The sequence below is a fragment of the Streptomyces sp. LE64 genome (assembly GCF_052606915.1).
In genome coordinates, this window is record NZ_CP199708.1 from 2,021,251 (window position 1) to 2,036,557 (window position 15,307).

Consider the following 15,307-nt stretch of genomic DNA (forward strand, 5'->3'; position numbering starts at 1 on the left):
TCCTACTCAGCGATGCACCCGAGGGGCCCGCAGCTCCTAATCAGCGGTCGAGTCGTCGTGAGACACCGGGCGGCCAGGTGAGCTGAACCATCGAGGGCAACCGACTGAAAGCCATACCCGGTGTCTCTGGATCTCTGGACCCTACGACGGCCCGTCCGACCCACCAACAACGTAGGACCGACTGACCGCCGCCCCGGGGCCCTCGCCCGTCCGCCGTCCCCTCCCCGCACCCGTTCCGTCCCGGAAGGAGCACGTCGTGCATCCCGACGTCCATCTGTTGCTGCACCACCAGCGCGCCGCCGCACTGCACGCGGCGGCGCCCCCGAGGCCCGCCCCGGCCCGGGCGCCCCGCGCCCTGCGGGCCCGACTGGGCTGGACCCTGGTCGAACTCGGACTGCGCCTGGCCACCGCGCCCCCGCGGCTCGGGCACGGCGGCGCCTGACCCGGCGAACGGGGCGGGCGCGGCCGTCCGGACGGGCGCGCCCGCCCCGTCACTGACGGCGGGGGCCGCTCCCGGTCAGCAGCTGGGGACCTTGCCGCCCGCGTCGAGGGCCTTCAGGGAGTCCACCGCGCCCTTGAGGTCGGTGACCGGGATCAGCCGCAGCCCCTCCGGGAGTTCGGCCCGGGCGTCGCCGCACTCCGCCCGGGGGACCAGGAAGACCGTCGCGCCGTCGCGCCGGGCGGCCTGGGTCTTCAGGGAGACCCCGCCCACCGGACCGACCTGGCCGTCCGCGGTGATGGTGCCGGTGCCGGCGATGGTCCGGCCGCCCGTGAGGTCGCCGCCGCTGCCGTCGCCGTCCAACTTGTCGATCACCCCGAGGGAGAAGAAGAGTCCGGCGCTGGGGCCGCCCACGTCGGCGAGCCGCAGGGTGACCCGCACCTCGTCGGGGCTGCGGCCCAGGTAGCCGAGGGCGGCCTGCACCGCGGTGTGCTGGGACTTCTCCATCTCGCGGGTGTTGTGCTGCTCGATCTCCCGGGTGGAGTCCCCGGCCGGGTACACCGCGTCGTAGGGCATCACGGCCCGGTCCTCGCGGAACCAGCCGTCCCAGACGGAGCCGAAGTCGACGTCGGTGCCCGGACCCGTGGCCTCGATCGTGGTCATCCGCAGCTGGCCCTCGGTGCTGCGGACCGGCGCTCCCTCGATGGTGATCACGGGGGTGCCGTCGTTCTTTCCGAGGACGTCCGCGGTCAGCCCGGGTTGGGCGATGACGAAGGGCAGCGGGGCGAAGAGCGCGGTGGCCACCAGGGCGAGGACCGGGACGGCGCACAACGCGATGGCCTGGAGACGTGTGAGGCGTGGGAGCACCCTGCAACCTTACGGGCACGGGGTGCTCCGTCCCGTGCCCCGGGGACGGTCAGCGCAGGGCGTCGGCGACCTCGCGGGCCGCGTCCACCACCCGCAGCCCCACCCGCTCCGGCACCGAGTCGGAGAGCATGACCACCCCGACGCTGCCCTCCACCCCGGTCACCCCGAGCAGGGGCGCCGCCGCGCCGCTGGCGCCGGCTTCGAGTTCGCCGTGGGTGAGGGTGTAGCCGGGCTGGTCGCGCACGCCCTGTCGGGCGGCGAGGATGGCCCTTCCCGCGGCGCCCCGGTCCAGGGGGTGGCGGAACCCGGTGCGGTACGCGACGTGGTAGTCGGTCCAGGTGGGTTCGACCACCGCGACGGCGAGGGCCTCGGCTCCGTCCACCAGGGTGAGGTGGGCGGTGGCGCCTATGTCCTCGGCGAGCGCGCGCAGCGCGGGCAGCGCCGCCTCCCGGACCAGGGGGTGCACCTGTCGGCCCAGGCGCAGCACGCCGAGCCCGACCCGGGCCCGGCCGCCGAGGTCCCGGCGGACCAGGGCGTGCTGCTCCAGGGTGGCGAGCAACCGGTACACGACGGTGCGGTTCACCCCGAGCTTGGTGGACAGTTCCGTCACGGTGAGGCCGTGGTCGGTGTCGGCGAGCAGCTTGAGGACGCGCAGTCCTCGGTCGAGCGTCTGAGAAGTCTCCGCGGTCACGACGCCCACTCCTTCGGTGATGAGGGGTCCGTGGCGTCCTCCGCGGACGGTCGGACCCGCCCGTCCCGGGGCGGTGCGCCCGCGGAGGTTGCCGGCAGCCAAGGCGGCCCGGGGCCCACGGGCGTGGCCCACCGGCACACCGGCTGCGCTCCGCGGCGGCGCTGCCACGGGGCGTGTGCGTTGCGGGGACCCTAGCGACCCGGTTCGCTCAGCGGAAGGCTCCGTCCAGAATCCGGTCTCCAACTGACGAGTAGCGTCCGTTTAATGGCATTTTGCTCCTGAGTTCTGTCATTTCCGGACCTCGTTGGGGGGGCGTACGCCGGCGCGGGGTCGGTCCGGAGCCTTCGAAGCTCCGGACCGACCCCGCGCCCTGGGCAGAAGAAGCGCCTCAACGCATCCGGGTGGCCCACTCCCGCACCTTGTCGATGCGCTGACGGAGCTGGCCCGCCGTGGCCTCCGCGCTGGGCGGGCCGCCGCAGACCCGGCGCAGCTCGGTGTGGATCACCCCGTGCGGCTTGCCGCTCTGGTGCACGTAGGCGCCGACCAGGGTGTTGAGCTGCTTGCGCAGTTCCAGCAGTTCCTTGTGGGAGACCACCGGCCGCCGCTCGGCCGGCAGTTCCAGCAGGTCGGCCTCCTCGTCGGGCTTGCGGCGCGAGTGGGCGATCTGCCGGGCCTGCCGCTTCTGGAGCAGCAGTTGCACCTGGTCGGGTTCGAGGAGCCCCGGGATGCCCAGGTAGTCCTGCTCCTCCTCGCTGCCGGGGTGCGCCTGCATGCCGAACTCGGCGCCGTCGTAGAGGACCCGGTCGAACACGGCGTCCGACTCCAGCGCCTCGAAGGGCAGCGCGTCCTGCTCGCCGGTGTCCTCGTCCTGCTCCCGGTTCGCCTCCTCCAGTTCCTTCTCGGACTCGGCGTACGGGTCCTCCTCGCCCTCCTTCTTCGGCTTGTCGAGGACGTGGTCCCGCTCCACCTCCATCTCGTTGGCGAAGCCGAGCAGGTCGGGCACGGTGGGCAGGAACACCGAAGCGGTCTCGCCGCGCCGGCGGGAGCGCACGAAACGGCCCACGGCCTGCGCGAAGAACAGCGGCGTGGAGATGGTGGTGGCGTAGACGCCGACGGCCAGCCGCGGCACGTCGACCCCCTCCGACACCATGCGCACCGCGACCATCCAACGGTCGTCGTTGTGGCTGAACTCGTCGATGCGGTCCGAGGCGCCCGAGTCGTCGGAGAGCACCAGGGTGGCCTTGTCGCCGGTGATCTCCCGGATCAGCTTGGCGTAGGAGCGGGCCGAGTCCTGGTCGGAGGCGATCACCAGGCCGCCCGCGTCGGGGATGCCCTTGCGGACCTCGGTCAGCCGGCGGTCGGCGGCGCGCAGCACGTTCGGCATCCAGTCGCCGCGCGGGTCGAGCGCGGTCCGCCACGCCTGGGAGATCGCGTCCTTGGTCATCGGCTCGCCGAGCCGGGCCGCGATCTCGTCGCCGGCCTTGGTCCGCCACCGCATGTTGCCGCTGTACGAGAGGAAGATGACCGGGCGCACCACCCCGTCCCCGAGCGCGCTGCCGTATCCGTACGTGTAGTCGGCGGAGGAGCGGCGGATGCCGTCGTTGCCCTCCTCGTAGGTGACGAACGGGATCGGGTTGGTGTCCGAGCGGAACGGGGTGCCGGTGAGCGCCAGGCGCCGGGTGGCCGGCTCGAACGCCTCCAGGCACGCCTCGCCCCAGGACTTGGAGTCGCCCGCGTGGTGGATCTCGTCGAGGATGACCAGCGTCTTGCGCTGCTCGACCCGGTTGCGGTGCAGCATCGGCCGCACCCCCACACCCGCGTAGGTCACGGCCACGCCCTGGTACGTGCGGCCCAGGGGGCCCGCGCTGTACTCGGGGTCGAGCTTGATCCCTATCCGGGCGGCGGCCTCGGCCCACTGCTTCTTCAGGTGCTCGGTCGGGGCGACCACGGTCACCTGCTGCACCACGTGGTGGTGGAGCAGCCAGGAGGCGAGGGTGAGCGCGAAGGTGGTCTTCCCGGCTCCCGGGGTGGCGACGGCGAGGAAGTCGCGCGGCTGTTCCTGGAGGTACCTGTCCATCGCGCCTTGCTGCCAGGCGCGCAGCTTGCTGGCGGTTCCCCACGGGGCTCGGCCCGGGTAGGCGGGCGACAGGTGGTGCGAAGAGGTGGCGGTGGTAGTCACGGTCTCCGGTTCGACGTGGTCCGGTTCCGGCGGGCCGGTCGAGCTGCCCGCACGGGTATGACAACCGGGCCACCCTACCGGTGGCCGACCCCCGTTCCGGGCGCGAAGGGGCCCGGTCCGCAGGGGGTGAGACCCGCCTCACACACCGGCCCGACCGCCCCCGCGCACCACGTTTCCCGGGGTCAGCGGCCCGGTGCGGGGGCGCCCGCCGGAGGCGCGGCCGGCCCCGGGCGCCGCACCCGGGTGGCGACCCAGACCCCGAGCACGGCCACCACCGCCATCGGCAGGAACACCACCACGAACGCGCCGGTGTGCGCGCCGGCGCCCCCGGTGGTGGCAGCGCCGTGCGCGGCCCCCACCGCGCCGCCGCCCATCGCCGCGAAGGCCGCCCCGCCCACCGCGAGCAACAGCACGTTGGAGAGCCCGTCCGAGATCTGGAGCGCCGCCGAGTTGCTGCCGGCCTCCTGCGGCGCGGACAGTTCCAGCAGCAGCACGCTGGTGGCCGAGATCACCAACCCCATGCCGAGGCAGCCGAAGCCCCAGGCGACCGCCACGATCCAGACCGGCACCGCCGCGAGGAGCACCGTGGGCGCGGTCGCGATCGCCGCGGCCACCAGCACCATCCCCCACGCCATCAACCGGTGCCGGTACGGGGCCACCCGGGCCCGCGACTGGATGAAGCTGCCGAGCGCCCAGGTCGCACCGCCCGCCGCCAGGGAGAGCCCGGCCAGGGTCGGCGACAGCCCGCGCTGGGTCACCAGCATCAACGGGACGAAGGACTCCGCCGCGATGAACGAGCCGGCGGCCATCCCGCGCAGCAGCACCACCGAGGGCAGCCCGCGGGCGGCCCGGTAGGTTCCGCGCGGCAACAGCCCCAGCACCGCCGGGACGAGCAGCGCACCGCCCAGCGCCGCCGGGAGCAGCGAGAGCCAGCGCAGGTCCTGGGCGGCGTACTGCAACAGCCCGGCACCGGCCGAGATCATCAGCGCCAGGCGGATGCGCCGGCCGCGCGGTTCGGCCGTGGTCCCCGGGCCGCCCTCGGGGAGGTCGGCGGGCGGCGGGCCCGAGGCCCGACGGCGTATCTGCGGCAGCGCCAGCGCCAGCGGCACCAGCACCAGGGCCGGGACGCCCAGGAACACCCAGCGCCAGCCCAGGTGCTCGGTCACCGTGCCGGAGGCCAGCGGGCCGACCACCGAGGGCACCACCCAACTCGCCGCGAACGCCGCCATGATCGCCGGCCGCAGCCGCTCCGGGTACGCCCGGCTCACCACCACGTACAGCGCGACGATCACCAGCCCGCCGCCGAGCCCCTGCACGGCCCGCCCCAGGATGAACAGCCACATCAGCCCGGCGGTGCCGGACAGGACGAGCCCCACCCCGAAGGCGAGGATGCCGAGGGCGAGCGGTTTCAGCGGCCCCTGCCGGTCCGCCCACTGCCCGGCCAGCACCATCCCGAACAGGCTGGTGGTGAAGTAGCCGGAGAAGGCGAAGGCGTAGAGCGCGACCCCGTCCAGTTCCCGGGCCGCCACCGGCATGGCGGTGCCCACTGCCGTCGCTTCGAACGCGATCAGCAGGACGACCGACACGATGCCGATGCTCAGGGACCGGTACGCGGGCCCCAGCACCCCGCCCTCGGCGGCCTCGGCGGGCGCGGCACCGGCCGCGGGGGCCGGGGCACGCACCGCGCTGGACGCCGAACCCTTCGGGTGGGCCGGTTGACCGGCGGATTCGGTGATGACGGGGACGGGATCGGGCTCGCCGGGGTCGAAGGGGCTCATGACCACCAAAGGTAAGAGGCGCACCCGGCACCTGGCCATTGCCGGTGCGCGGAAAGCGCCTCCGCCGTTGGTCGTACGTCCCCCCGCACGGGCACCCGCGGGGACGACGGTGGTCGCCGTCCCCGCGGGCCGGGCCCGAGGAACGGTCCCGGGCCACCGCTTGCCGGCGGCGGGGGCCCGACGGAGGATGGCCGGGACCCGCGCCCCGCGCCGCCCGGGACCCCGCACGCCCGGCCGCGGCCCCGGCCCCACCGGCCGGCGGGCAGGCAGGCAGGCAGGCAGCAGCGGAGACGACCCGACGAGAGGCACCGGAGAGCACCATGAGGATCCATCTGACCAGCGTCTTCGTCGACGACCAGGAGAAGGCCCGGCGCTTCTACACGGAGGTCCTGGGCTTCGTGGTGAAGCACGACGTCCCCCTCGGCGAGGACCGCTGGCTGACGGTGGTCTCCCCCGAGGACCCGGAGGGCACGGAACTCCTGCTGGAACCGGACGGGCACCCCGCCGTGCGGCCCTACAAGACGGCCCTGGTCCAGGACGGCATCCCGGCCGCGTCCTTCTCAGTGGCCGATGTCGGCGAAGAGTTCGCCCGGCTGCGCGGGCTCGGGGTGCGCTTCACCCAGGAGCCGTTGGACGCCGGCCCGGTCACCACCGCCGTGCTGGACGACACCTGCGGCAACCTGATCCAACTCCTCCACCAGCGCTGACCCTGCCCGGTCGACGACGCAGGGCCCGGCCGGGGCGCACCGGTACCGGCCGGCGCCCGGGTGTTAGGGTGGGCCCGTACCGCACCTCATGGCGGCCTCCCCCGTTTCCACTCCACGGAGGCATCGTCATGCCCGCACCCCTGAACGTGCGCACCTTCCACCGCGAGGACCGCGACCAGCTCACCGACCTGGTCAACGCCCATGTCGCCGCGGTCGTCCCCGGGGCCGGAGTCTCGGTCAACACGGTACTCAGCAGCCTGGAACGCCAGCCCGACGAGTTCGTCCTCGACCCCTGGGTCGCCGAGCGGACCACCCTCGTCGTCGAACACCGCCACCGCATCGTCGCCGCCGCCCACCTGCTGCGCTACCGCGACGACCTCGACACCGGTGACGACTACCGCGGCACCGGCCACGTCCAGTGGTCCCTCCACCTGCCCGCCGACCCCGACGAGGACACCCCGGACGAGGGCACAGCCGCCGCCGACCTGCTGCTCTCCGCGTGCCTCGCCCAACTCGACCGCTGGCAGGTCCGGGCCCGTCACGCGGACGGACAGCTCCCCTCCCCCGGCGTCTACGGCGTCCCGGCCCCCTGGCCGCACGTCCGGGCGGCGCTGGAACGCGCGGGCTTCGTCCACACCGGTCACACCGAGATCCTGCTGCTCGCCCGTCTCGTCGACCTCCCCGCGCCCCGGTCGGCGGTGCCCGTCCCCGGGCTCACCGTCCACCGGACCCTCGGCCCGTTCGGCACCCGGCTCACCGCCCGGGTCGGCACCGAGGAGCTGGCGCACGTCGAACTCGACACCTCCCTCGACCGCCCCGAACGCCACGCCCGCACCGGCGGCACCGCCGACCTCGTCGACTTCACCCTCGCACCGGACGCCCACCCCGAGTTGTTCCCGTGGCTCCTCGGACGGGCCCGCGCCTGGCTGGAGCTGTGCGGAATCGAGCGGGTGACGGCCTGCGCCACGCCCGACGAGGAGGAGGACCTGGCCCTGCTGGGCGCCGTGGGCTTCCAGGAGCTGACCCGTACGGCACGGGGCTGGGAGCACCGACCCGGCTGAGTCCGCACGCAGGGGGCCCCGCGGTCACGGGGCCCCCTGCCGTCACCCGGTCACCGGTTCAGGTGGTGGAACTTCACCTCCGGGTTCCCCGCGGTCGGCCCGGCCAGCACCGGGCGGGGCCTCCCGCTCAGGTGCCGGTCGAGGAAGGCCGCGACATAGGTCCGGGTGATCCCGGTGGTCCGGGCCGCGGTCATCGGCTCCCGCCCCGGCAGCGCGTAGTGCTCGTTCAGCACCGGCACGTCGGAGAAGCTCAGGTGATTGGTCCCGGCCACCGTCAGCCAGCGCTTCCAGCCGTTCAACCCCGGCCAGGTCTCGTCCCAGGTCCGGTCCGCCCCGCCGGGACGGTGCACCTCGTCGTCGGTCCCCAGGAGCAGGAACGGCCGCCCGTCGACGCCCTGCGGCGGCAGCGCCTCCCAGAAGGCGCCGTCCATGTTGACCCCGGCGCGCACCCGCCGGTCGGCCACCATCGCGGAGGCCGCCGCCGCACCGCCGATGGAGTGGCCGACCATGCCGATCCGCTTCCGGTCGATCGACCCGGAGTGGCGCCAGGCCGGCTCGGCACCGGTCAGCCGGTCGAGGAGGAAGGACACGTCCTTCGCCCGGGTCCGGGTGACCACGCTCGGCGGGACCCCGTCACGGTCCAGCGCCGTGCAGGCGACGCAGGTCAGGAAGCGGCCGTCCGGCATCGAGGTGCCGAAGGACTCGTAGGCGTGGTCCACGGACGCCACCACGAAACCCCGACTCGCCAGGTCCTCCGCCAGGTTGGTCTGGGTGAACCGGGAACCGCTGAAGCCCGGCGACAGCACCACCAGCGGGTAACGCCCCTTCGATATGGGGGCGTTGACCTTTCCGTGGGTGCGCATCCGGCTCACCTGCCCGGCCGGGACGCCGGGCGCGAACCCGTCGACCATGGCCTTCGCCTCCTCGACCGTGGCGTACCGGGCCGGGGCGCCCTTGGCCGAGCGCGCCGTGGGGTAGTGCATCGTGACCAGCAACTCCCGCCCGTCCGCCGTGGGCACCCACGGATCGGTGCGGGAACGGTCCACGAGGTGGAGCACCGAACTCCCCACCCCGTGCTTGCCGGTGGGCTCGGGGAGTCGGGGTGCGGTGGTGGGGACGGCCGGCGCCGTCGAACCGGAGGCGGACGCGGGCTGGGCGACCGCCGTGCCGGCCAGACCTGCGGGCACGGCGAGCGACATCGCGAGGGCGGCCACGACGGCCGCCCGGCTCATTCGGGTCATGGCCACACGGTAGGGCGGCCGCCCGCCGTCCGCATCACCCTGCGGTCGTCCCCGTCCGGGACCGGCCTCACCCCCTGGGCCGAGGGGAACCCGGACCGCATCGCCCTGAAGTACCGCACCGCGTAGGCCCGTTCGCCCGACGGCCAGGTCCCGGATCGACCCGCGGGCCCGTTCGTGAACGGCTCGTTGCGGTCGTGTGACAGGCCCCCGGCCCTCCTTGAGCCCGCCCGCCCCGCCCGCCTACGGTGAGGACGTCACCAGCACACGGCCGTGTGCCCGAGTGGTTCAGGGACTCGCCTGCAAAGCGAGTTACGTGGGTTCGATTCCCGCCACGGCCTCTCCCGCCCCGAACGGGCACGACGGATGGGCGGCACCCAGAGCGGGTGCCGCCCATCCGTCCGTCGGGTCCCGTCCCGCCCTCCCGCCCTACGAGGACCGCCCGGCCCGAACGCGGCGGCAGCGTACGGGCGCACGGGTGTCCCACCCGCTCCCCCGGTGCCGGGCCAGCAGCGGGTCGGTGGCCTCCAGAACGGCACGGACCGCGTCCGCGAGGAGGGGGCGGACGGACGGGGCGGTGAGGGCGTGGGAGCGGGCGGCGGCGTCGACGTGGTGACGGAGCCAGAGGGTGAACGCCAGCGTCGACACGTCGGTGTTGAGGGGGCGGGGCTGGGGGTCGGGCCAGTGCCGGGCGAGGACCTCGCCGGTGGTGCCGTCGACCACCACGTCGGTGTCGGGCACCAGACGGCCGACCGGCACCAGGCGGGCGGCGCGCGGGGGGAGGTCCTCGGGTCCGCCGGTGGCCGGGTGGGGGCGGGCATGGTGGTCGGCGAGGGTGCGCAGGGGGAGCCGTGCGGCGACGAAGTCGCCCTGGGCCTCGGGGAGTCCGACGTCCTGGAGGAAGCGGCGGGTGGGTTCGTGGCGGAGCGCGGCGGGGAGGTCGACGTCCTCGCAGCGACTGATCCGGGCGGCGCCGAACTCCTCCGTCAGCAGCCGGCCCGGCAGTTCGAGGTGCAGGTGGAGTCCGGGGGCCGGCACCCGGGCCAAGGGCCGCACCAGGGCGGCGACCTGCCAGCGGGGCGGGACGGGGGCGCCGTGGAGTTCGGCCCGGAGGAGGTCGAGGAGCCCGCGGGCGGCCTCGGTCGCGGCGGGGAGTCCGTAGCCGGCGTCGGGGGACGGGGCGCCGGTGGTCCAGGGCATCGGCTCCGCGGCCCGGCTCAGCGCCCGTTCGAAGCGGAGGAGCGCCCCGGGATCGCACCCGGGTGCTGCGGGCGTCTCGGTCGTGTCCATGCGGCGGGCCCCCGTGGCGTGTCGGCGAACGGTCGACGGGCCGCGGCCGGTCGTGGTGCGCCGTGGCCCCGAACGCCTGCGACGGTACGGGACCCCACTGACAGGGACCGGGTCAGGCGGTCGGGGAGGTCACCACGGCGGCCTGCGGGCGGATGGGCAGCCGGGCCACCGGCCGGCCGGTGGCCGCCCGCACCGCGGAGGCGATGGCGGCGGGGCTGGTGACCACGGGCACCGCGCTGACGGCCTTGGCCCCGAAGGGCGCGACCACGTCCCGTTCCTCGACGAGTTTGACGATCCGGATGCTGGGGGCGTCGAGGGCGGTGGGCAGGGCGTACCCGGTGAGGTCGGGGTGGCGGACCAGGCCGCGCGGGGTGCGGAGGTTCTCGGTGAGGGCGGCGCCCACGCCCTGGGTGACCCCGGCTTCGATGCGGGCCCTGAGCTGTGCGGGGTTGAGGATCCGGCCGACGTCCTGGGCGACGGCGAGTTCCACCACCCGGACGGAGCCGAGTTCGATGTCGACGTCGACCACCGCGCGGACGGCGCAGAACGCGAGCCCCACGAAGGCGTCGCCCTGGCCGGCCTCGTCGAGGGGCTCGGTGGGGTGGGGGCGGCACTGGGCGGTGGCCCAGAGCTCCTTGCCGTCGAGCGCCTCGCTGACGGTGGTGGACAGCACCCCGTCGTAGGAGGTGATCTTCCCGTCGGCGATCTGGAGCAGTTCGGTGGACATGCCGAACTTGTGGGCCAGCGGCTGGAGGAGTTGGGTGCGGACCATCTTGGCCGCGCGTTCCACCGCGCCGCCGGAGACCCAGGTGTGACGGCCCCGGCAGGCCGCGCCGGCGGAGGGCTGGTCGGTGTCGACGGGGGCGATGTGCACCTCGTCGACGCCCAGCGTCTCCTGGACGATCTGTTGGGCGAGGGTGCTGAAGCCCTGCCCGGTCTCGACGGCGGCGCAGATGACGGTGGCGACGCCGTCGTGGACCTTGACGGTCGCGGTGGAGACCTCGTCGGTGCCCTCCGCCCCGAGCATGTGGACCATGCCGAGGCCGTAGCCGACGCCGCGGCGGATCGCGGAGGGCTCGCCGGCGCCCTCGGGGCCGCCGGGCAGCAGCCACTCGTCCTCGGGGGTGTCCTTGGGCAGCGGGGGCAGCGGGAACTCGCGGACGGCGGTGAGGAGTTCCGCGACGGGCGCGGGGCAGGTGACGGTCTGCCCGGTGGGCAGGGCGTCGCCGGTGGCGAGGACGTTGCGCATCCGCACCTCGGCCGGGTCGGCGCCGAGCGCCCGGGCCAGTTTGTCCATCTGGGCCTCGTAGGCCGCGCACACCTGGAGCGCGCCCTCCCCGCGGACGTGTCCGGAGGGCGGGTTGTTGGTGCGGACCGCCCACCCCTCGACGAAGGCGTTGGGCACCACGTACGGGCCGCAGGCGAAGGCCACCGCGGCGGCGAGCGCCTCCGCCGAGGTGTCGGCGTAGGCGCCGGCGTCCAGCAGCACCTGGGCCTCGACCTTGACGAGGCGGCCCTCGGCGTCGGCGTGGTGGCGGTAGCGCAGCAGGGTGGGGTGGCGGTGGGCGTGGCCGAGGAAGGACTCCTCGCGGGTGGCGGTCAGTTTGACGGGGCAGCCGGTCTTCAGGGCGAGCAGCCCGAGCGGCAGGTGGAAGCCGGGGTCGTCGCGGTCGGCGGTGGCGCCTGGCACTCCGGTGACGACGACCTTGACCCGGTCCGGGGCGAGTCCGTAGCAGGCCGCGGCGAGGTCGCGGTCGCGGTGCGGGTCGGTGGAGGCGACGTACAGTTCGACGCCGCCGTCCGGGCGGGGCACCGCGAGCCCGGCCTCGGCGCCGATGGGGGCCGGGTCCTGACGGCCGATCCGGTAGACGCCCTCGACGATGACGGGGCCGGTGGCCCCGGGGTCGCCGTGGGCCAGCGGGATGTGCCGGATGAGGTTGCCGTCCGGGTGCAGGGCCTCGGCGGAGAACGCCTGCTCCGGGTCGACGACCGGCTCCAGCACCTCGTACTCGACGAGGACGGCGGCGGCGGCCAGCCGCGCGGTGTCCGGGTGGTCGGCGGCGACGGCGGCGATGGGTTCGCCGTGGTGGCGCACCACCTCGGAGGCGAACACGGGGCGGTCGCCCCGGCCGCGGCGGCCGAACACCGGGCTGCCGGGCACGTCCTGGTGGGTGATGACGGCCCGGACGCCGGGCATCGCCCGGGCGTGGGAGGTGTCGACGGAGAGGATGCGGGCGTGCGGGTGCGGGGAGCGCAGCACGGCGGCCCACAGCAGTCCCTCGGCCCACAGGTCGGCCGCGTACGGGAAGGTGCCCTCGGTCTTGGCGCGGGCGTGCGGGGAGGGCACCGAGGCGCCGATGCCGTGCGGCAGCGGTTCGGAGACGGGCGCGGGGTGGGCGGTGGCGGCGGTGATCACGGTCGTCGTGGTCGTGTCGTTGCTCACGCCGCGCCTCCGTCCTGGCCGTAGGGCTCCTGCGCGGTGGGGTGGACGCCGCCCGCGCCGGGGCCCGCCTGGTGCGGGATGCGGGGTTCCCCGGGTGGTTCGGGCTCGGACGCGGCGGCGTGCGCCCGGCGTTCGGCGACCACCTCCTGGACGGCTTCGAGGACGCCGCGGTAGCCGGAGCAGCGGCACAGGTTGCCGCACAGCGCCTGGCGGGCCTCCTGGTCGGAGGGGGCGGGGTTGCCCTCCAGCAGGTCGTGGACGGTCATCGCCATGCCGGGGACGCAGAATCCGCACTGCACGGCGCCGCAGCGGGCCAGGGCCCGTTGGACGTCCGAGGGGTGGCCGTCCGCGGCGAGGCCCTCGACGGTGCGGATCTCGCTGCCCGCGGTGGTGGCGGCGGGCACCAGGCAGGAGGCGACGAGCCGGCCGTCCACCTGGATGTTGCAGGCGCCGCACTCGCCCTGGGAGCAGCCGTCCTTGGCGCCGGCGAGGCCGAGGCGTTCGCGCAGGACGTAGAGCAGCGATTCGCCGATCCACGCCTCGGTGACGGGCCGGTCGACGCCGTTGACGCGCAGCACGTAGGAGATCAGCGGGTGTTCGTCGTGGCGGGCCCCGGGGGCCGGGGCGCCCTCGGGTTCCTCGGCCGCCGGTTCCTCCGCGGGGAGGTCCTCGGGTGCTTCGGCGGTCGGCTCCTCCGGGGCGTCCGCCAGCGGGTCGGCCGGGGACTGCGCGGAGGGTTCCGCGTCCGCGGCGGGTTCCACCTCCGGCTCGGGCCGGTCGGCGGGCGGTTCGGGGGCGGGGTCCGCGGCGACCGGCGGCTCGGGGGCGACGGGTCCGGCCGGGGGCGGCTCCTCGACGGCCGCGGGCTGCGGGGCCGGCGGCTCGGGGGCGGCGGGCGGGCGGTGCGTCGGGGCGGTGTCGGTGCCGTGCGCGGGGGTCGCCTCGTGGACCGGCGTGCCGTGGACGGGGGTGGCGTCGGCGGGGGTGCCGTGCCAGTCGGGGGCCGGGGCGGTGGCCCAGGGCGCGGAGGCGCCGCCGGGCAGGGTGGCGGGCGGGGCGGCGCTCCACTGCGAGGCCAGCACGGAGGTGGTGAACTCGCCGGACTCCTCCGGCAGCTCGCTCTCGGCCAGCGGGATGGACCACTGGCCGGTGGTGCTCGGGGCCGGGTCCTGGCCGGGCGTGGCCGGCTCGGAGCGGGTCGGCAGGGCGTCCGGGAAGGTCCACTGCGCGGTGTCGCCGGTGTCGTAGCCGCCGGTGCGGGGCCGGGGTGCGGCGGCGCCCGCCGGGGCGTGCGCGGTGCCGGTGGTGTGGGCGGTCTCGGTGCCCTGCGCGGGGGTGGGCCAGTCCGGGGCGTGGGGCGGCGCGCCGGAGCTCTGCGGGGCCCAGGCGTCGGCCGGGCCGGCCGCGATGTGCGGCGGGACGTAGCCGTGGCCGGGCGCCGCCAGCGGGGAGCCGGGCAGCCGGTCGAAGACGCCCTCGGGGAGTTGGACGAAGGCGGTGGCGTCGGCACCGGCCTCCGGGTCGTGGTCTCCGTGCGGGATCGGCTCCCAGCCGCCCGTGCCGCGGTGTGCGTCGGTCACGACAGCGCCCTTCCCAGTGCTCGACGGGCCAGCACGGCGACGGTGCGCCGCAGGTGCAGTACGGCGGGCGGCAGCGGCTGGGGCGTGCCGTCCTCGGCGGGTGGTGCGTCCGGGACGCAGGCGGCGGCGACGTACTCGCCGAACGCCCGGAGCGCCTCGGGCACCAGGGTGCGGCTGCCGTCCCAGTCGATGAGGGAGGCGACCCACTGCTCCGCCTCCAGGGGGCGCAGCGGCATCGGGGCGACGGCGCCCACCGCGCAGCGCACCCCGCGTCGGGCCGGGTCCAGGACCAGGGCGACGGAGGCGGTGGCGCGGCCGGGGCCGGTGCGGCCGGTGGCCTTCAGGAAGACCTGGGGGGCGTGCAACAGGGGCACCCGGACGTAGCCGATGAGTTCGCCGCCGCCGAGCCCGTCCATGCCGGTGAGCAGGTGCGAGACGGGGATCTCGCGGCGGGAGCCGTCGGGGCCGGCGAGGATCACGGTGGCTTCGAGCGCGGCGAGCACCGGGAGGGCGTCGCCGGTGGGGGCGCCGGAGGCGATGTTGCCGCCGAGGGTGCCGGCGTTGCGGATCTGGGGCGGGCCGGCGGCGCGCGCGGCGGCGGCGAGCGCCGGGATCAGCGCGGCGAAGTCGGGCCGGCCCATGCGGGCGTGGGTGAGTCCCGCGCCGAGCAGGGCGTGGCCGTCCTGGTACTGCCAGCCGCGGATCTCGCTGATGCGGCCGAGGCCGACGAGCGCGGCGGGCCGCAGCTGGCCGGAGTTGACCGCGGCCATCAGGTCCGTTCCGCCGGCCACGGGTACGGCGGCGGGGTGTGCGGCGAGTGCCGCGACCGCCTCGTCGAGTGAGCCCGGCAGCATCACGGATCGCGTCGTCTGCGGTGCGTGCGTGGTCAAACCGGCTGCCCCTTCCCGCTGTCCCGCCTGGTCGTCCTGTGGCCCGTACGGTACGTGCTCACGGGCCGGACGTGGCAACTCTGGCACATCTTCACCGGTGCTCGACGCGGGGGTCCGCTAGGAGGTTTTCTTCCGAACTCCGGG

General features: G+C 75.3%; 12 protein-coding genes and 1 tRNA gene. 4 read left to right on the forward strand and 9 right to left on the reverse strand.

Translation table 11 applies throughout. The features are described from left to right. The first annotated feature begins 256 nt into the window (after nucleotides 1-256). Nucleotides 257-442, forward strand: a complete 186-nt coding sequence (locus ACSMX9_RS09015) for a hypothetical protein (protein ID WP_445401447.1) — start codon at nucleotides 257-259, stop codon at nucleotides 440-442. A 75-nt stretch (nucleotides 443-517) separates the two neighbouring features. On the opposite strand, the gene ACSMX9_RS09020 is transcribed toward ACSMX9_RS09015, so the two are convergent. From ACSMX9_RS09020 to ACSMX9_RS09035, 4 genes are all read right to left on the reverse strand, one after another. After that, nucleotides 518-1,306, reverse strand: a complete 789-nt coding sequence (locus tag ACSMX9_RS09020; protein WP_445401449.1) for a S16 family serine protease — start codon at nucleotides 1,304-1,306, stop codon at nucleotides 518-520. A 49-nt stretch (nucleotides 1,307-1,355) separates the two neighbouring features. Then, nucleotides 1,356-1,997 (reverse strand): IclR family transcriptional regulator, encoded by a 642-nt coding sequence (locus ACSMX9_RS09025; RefSeq protein WP_351249342.1) that lies wholly within the window; start codon nucleotides 1,995-1,997, stop codon nucleotides 1,356-1,358. 388 nt (nucleotides 1,998-2,385) lie between these two features. Next, nucleotides 2,386-4,176 carry a DEAD/DEAH box helicase gene (locus tag ACSMX9_RS09030; RefSeq protein WP_445401451.1) on the reverse strand — a complete coding sequence of 597 codons (1,791 nt, stop codon included), beginning with the start codon at nucleotides 4,174-4,176 and terminating at the stop codon, nucleotides 2,386-2,388. A gap of 182 nt (nucleotides 4,177-4,358) precedes the next feature. Further along, the gene (locus tag ACSMX9_RS09035; RefSeq protein ID WP_445401453.1) at nucleotides 4,359-5,954 is read right to left on the reverse strand and encodes an MFS transporter; all 1,596 of its coding nucleotides are present in this window, start codon (nucleotides 5,952-5,954) and stop codon (nucleotides 4,359-4,361) included. Nucleotides 5,955-6,274: 320 nt separating this feature from the next. On the opposite strand from ACSMX9_RS09035, the gene ACSMX9_RS09040 reads away from it, so the two are divergent. Together ACSMX9_RS09040 and ACSMX9_RS09045 are read left to right on the forward strand one after the other, a co-directional pair. Continuing rightward, the gene (locus ACSMX9_RS09040; RefSeq protein ID WP_445401455.1) at nucleotides 6,275-6,661 is read left to right on the forward strand and encodes a VOC family protein; all 387 of its coding nucleotides are present in this window, start codon (nucleotides 6,275-6,277) and stop codon (nucleotides 6,659-6,661) included. Nucleotides 6,662-6,789: 128 nt separating this feature from the next. Then, entirely contained in the window at nucleotides 6,790-7,722 is a 933-nt protein-coding gene (locus tag ACSMX9_RS09045; protein ID WP_445401457.1) for an N-acetyltransferase, read from the forward strand. Between the two features lie 50 nt (nucleotides 7,723-7,772). On the opposite strand, the gene ACSMX9_RS09050 is transcribed toward ACSMX9_RS09045, so the two are convergent. Continuing rightward, nucleotides 7,773-8,963 (reverse strand): alpha/beta hydrolase family protein, encoded by a 1,191-nt coding sequence (locus ACSMX9_RS09050; RefSeq protein WP_445401458.1) that lies wholly within the window; start codon nucleotides 8,961-8,963, stop codon nucleotides 7,773-7,775. A gap of 266 nt (nucleotides 8,964-9,229) precedes the next feature. Here ACSMX9_RS09050 and ACSMX9_RS09055 point away from each other — a divergent pair. Next, nucleotides 9,230-9,301 (forward strand) — tRNA-Cys (locus ACSMX9_RS09055). 88 nt (nucleotides 9,302-9,389) lie between these two features. Here the strand turns inward: ACSMX9_RS09055 and ACSMX9_RS09060 are convergent. The 4 genes from ACSMX9_RS09060 to ACSMX9_RS09075 all read right to left on the reverse strand — a co-directional run bounded on the left by ACSMX9_RS09060 (nucleotide 9,390) and on the right by ACSMX9_RS09075 (nucleotide 15,163). Next, nucleotides 9,390-10,250, reverse strand: coding sequence for an SUKH-4 family immunity protein (locus ACSMX9_RS09060; RefSeq protein ID WP_445401460.1), 861 nt, complete (start codon nucleotides 10,248-10,250; stop codon nucleotides 9,390-9,392). A gap of 112 nt (nucleotides 10,251-10,362) precedes the next feature. Further along, complete coding sequence (locus tag ACSMX9_RS09065; protein ID WP_445401462.1) at nucleotides 10,363-12,693, reverse strand: xanthine dehydrogenase family protein molybdopterin-binding subunit; 2,331 nt, start codon at nucleotides 12,691-12,693, stop codon at nucleotides 10,363-10,365. Further along, nucleotides 12,690-14,273, reverse strand: coding sequence for a 2Fe-2S iron-sulfur cluster-binding protein (locus ACSMX9_RS09070; RefSeq protein ID WP_445401464.1), 1,584 nt, complete (start codon nucleotides 14,271-14,273; stop codon nucleotides 12,690-12,692). The genes ACSMX9_RS09065 and ACSMX9_RS09070 overlap by 4 nt, the downstream gene beginning before the upstream one ends. Further along, nucleotides 14,270-15,163 carry an FAD binding domain-containing protein gene (locus ACSMX9_RS09075; RefSeq protein ID WP_445401466.1) on the reverse strand — a complete coding sequence of 298 codons (894 nt, stop codon included), beginning with the start codon at nucleotides 15,161-15,163 and terminating at the stop codon, nucleotides 14,270-14,272. The genes ACSMX9_RS09070 and ACSMX9_RS09075 overlap by 4 nt, the downstream gene beginning before the upstream one ends. Nucleotides 15,164-15,307 lie beyond the last annotated feature (144 nt).

Excerpts from the sequence above, each read along its gene's own strand:
- ACSMX9_RS09035 (WP_445401453.1), bottom strand. The coding sequence starts at position 5,954 with ATGAGCCCCTTCGACCCCGGCGAGCCCGATCCCGTCCCCGTCATCACC.
- ACSMX9_RS09040 (WP_445401455.1), top strand. The coding sequence starts at position 6,275 with ATGAGGATCCATCTGACCAGCGTCTTCGTCGACGACCAGGAGAAGGCC.
- ACSMX9_RS09045 (WP_445401457.1), top strand. The coding sequence starts at position 6,790 with ATGCCCGCACCCCTGAACGTGCGCACCTTCCACCGCGAGGACCGCGAC.
- ACSMX9_RS09050 (WP_445401458.1), bottom strand. The coding sequence starts at position 8,963 with ATGACCCGAATGAGCCGGGCGGCCGTCGTGGCCGCCCTCGCGATGTCG.
- ACSMX9_RS09060 (WP_445401460.1), bottom strand. The coding sequence starts at position 10,250 with ATGGACACGACCGAGACGCCCGCAGCACCCGGGTGCGATCCCGGGGCG.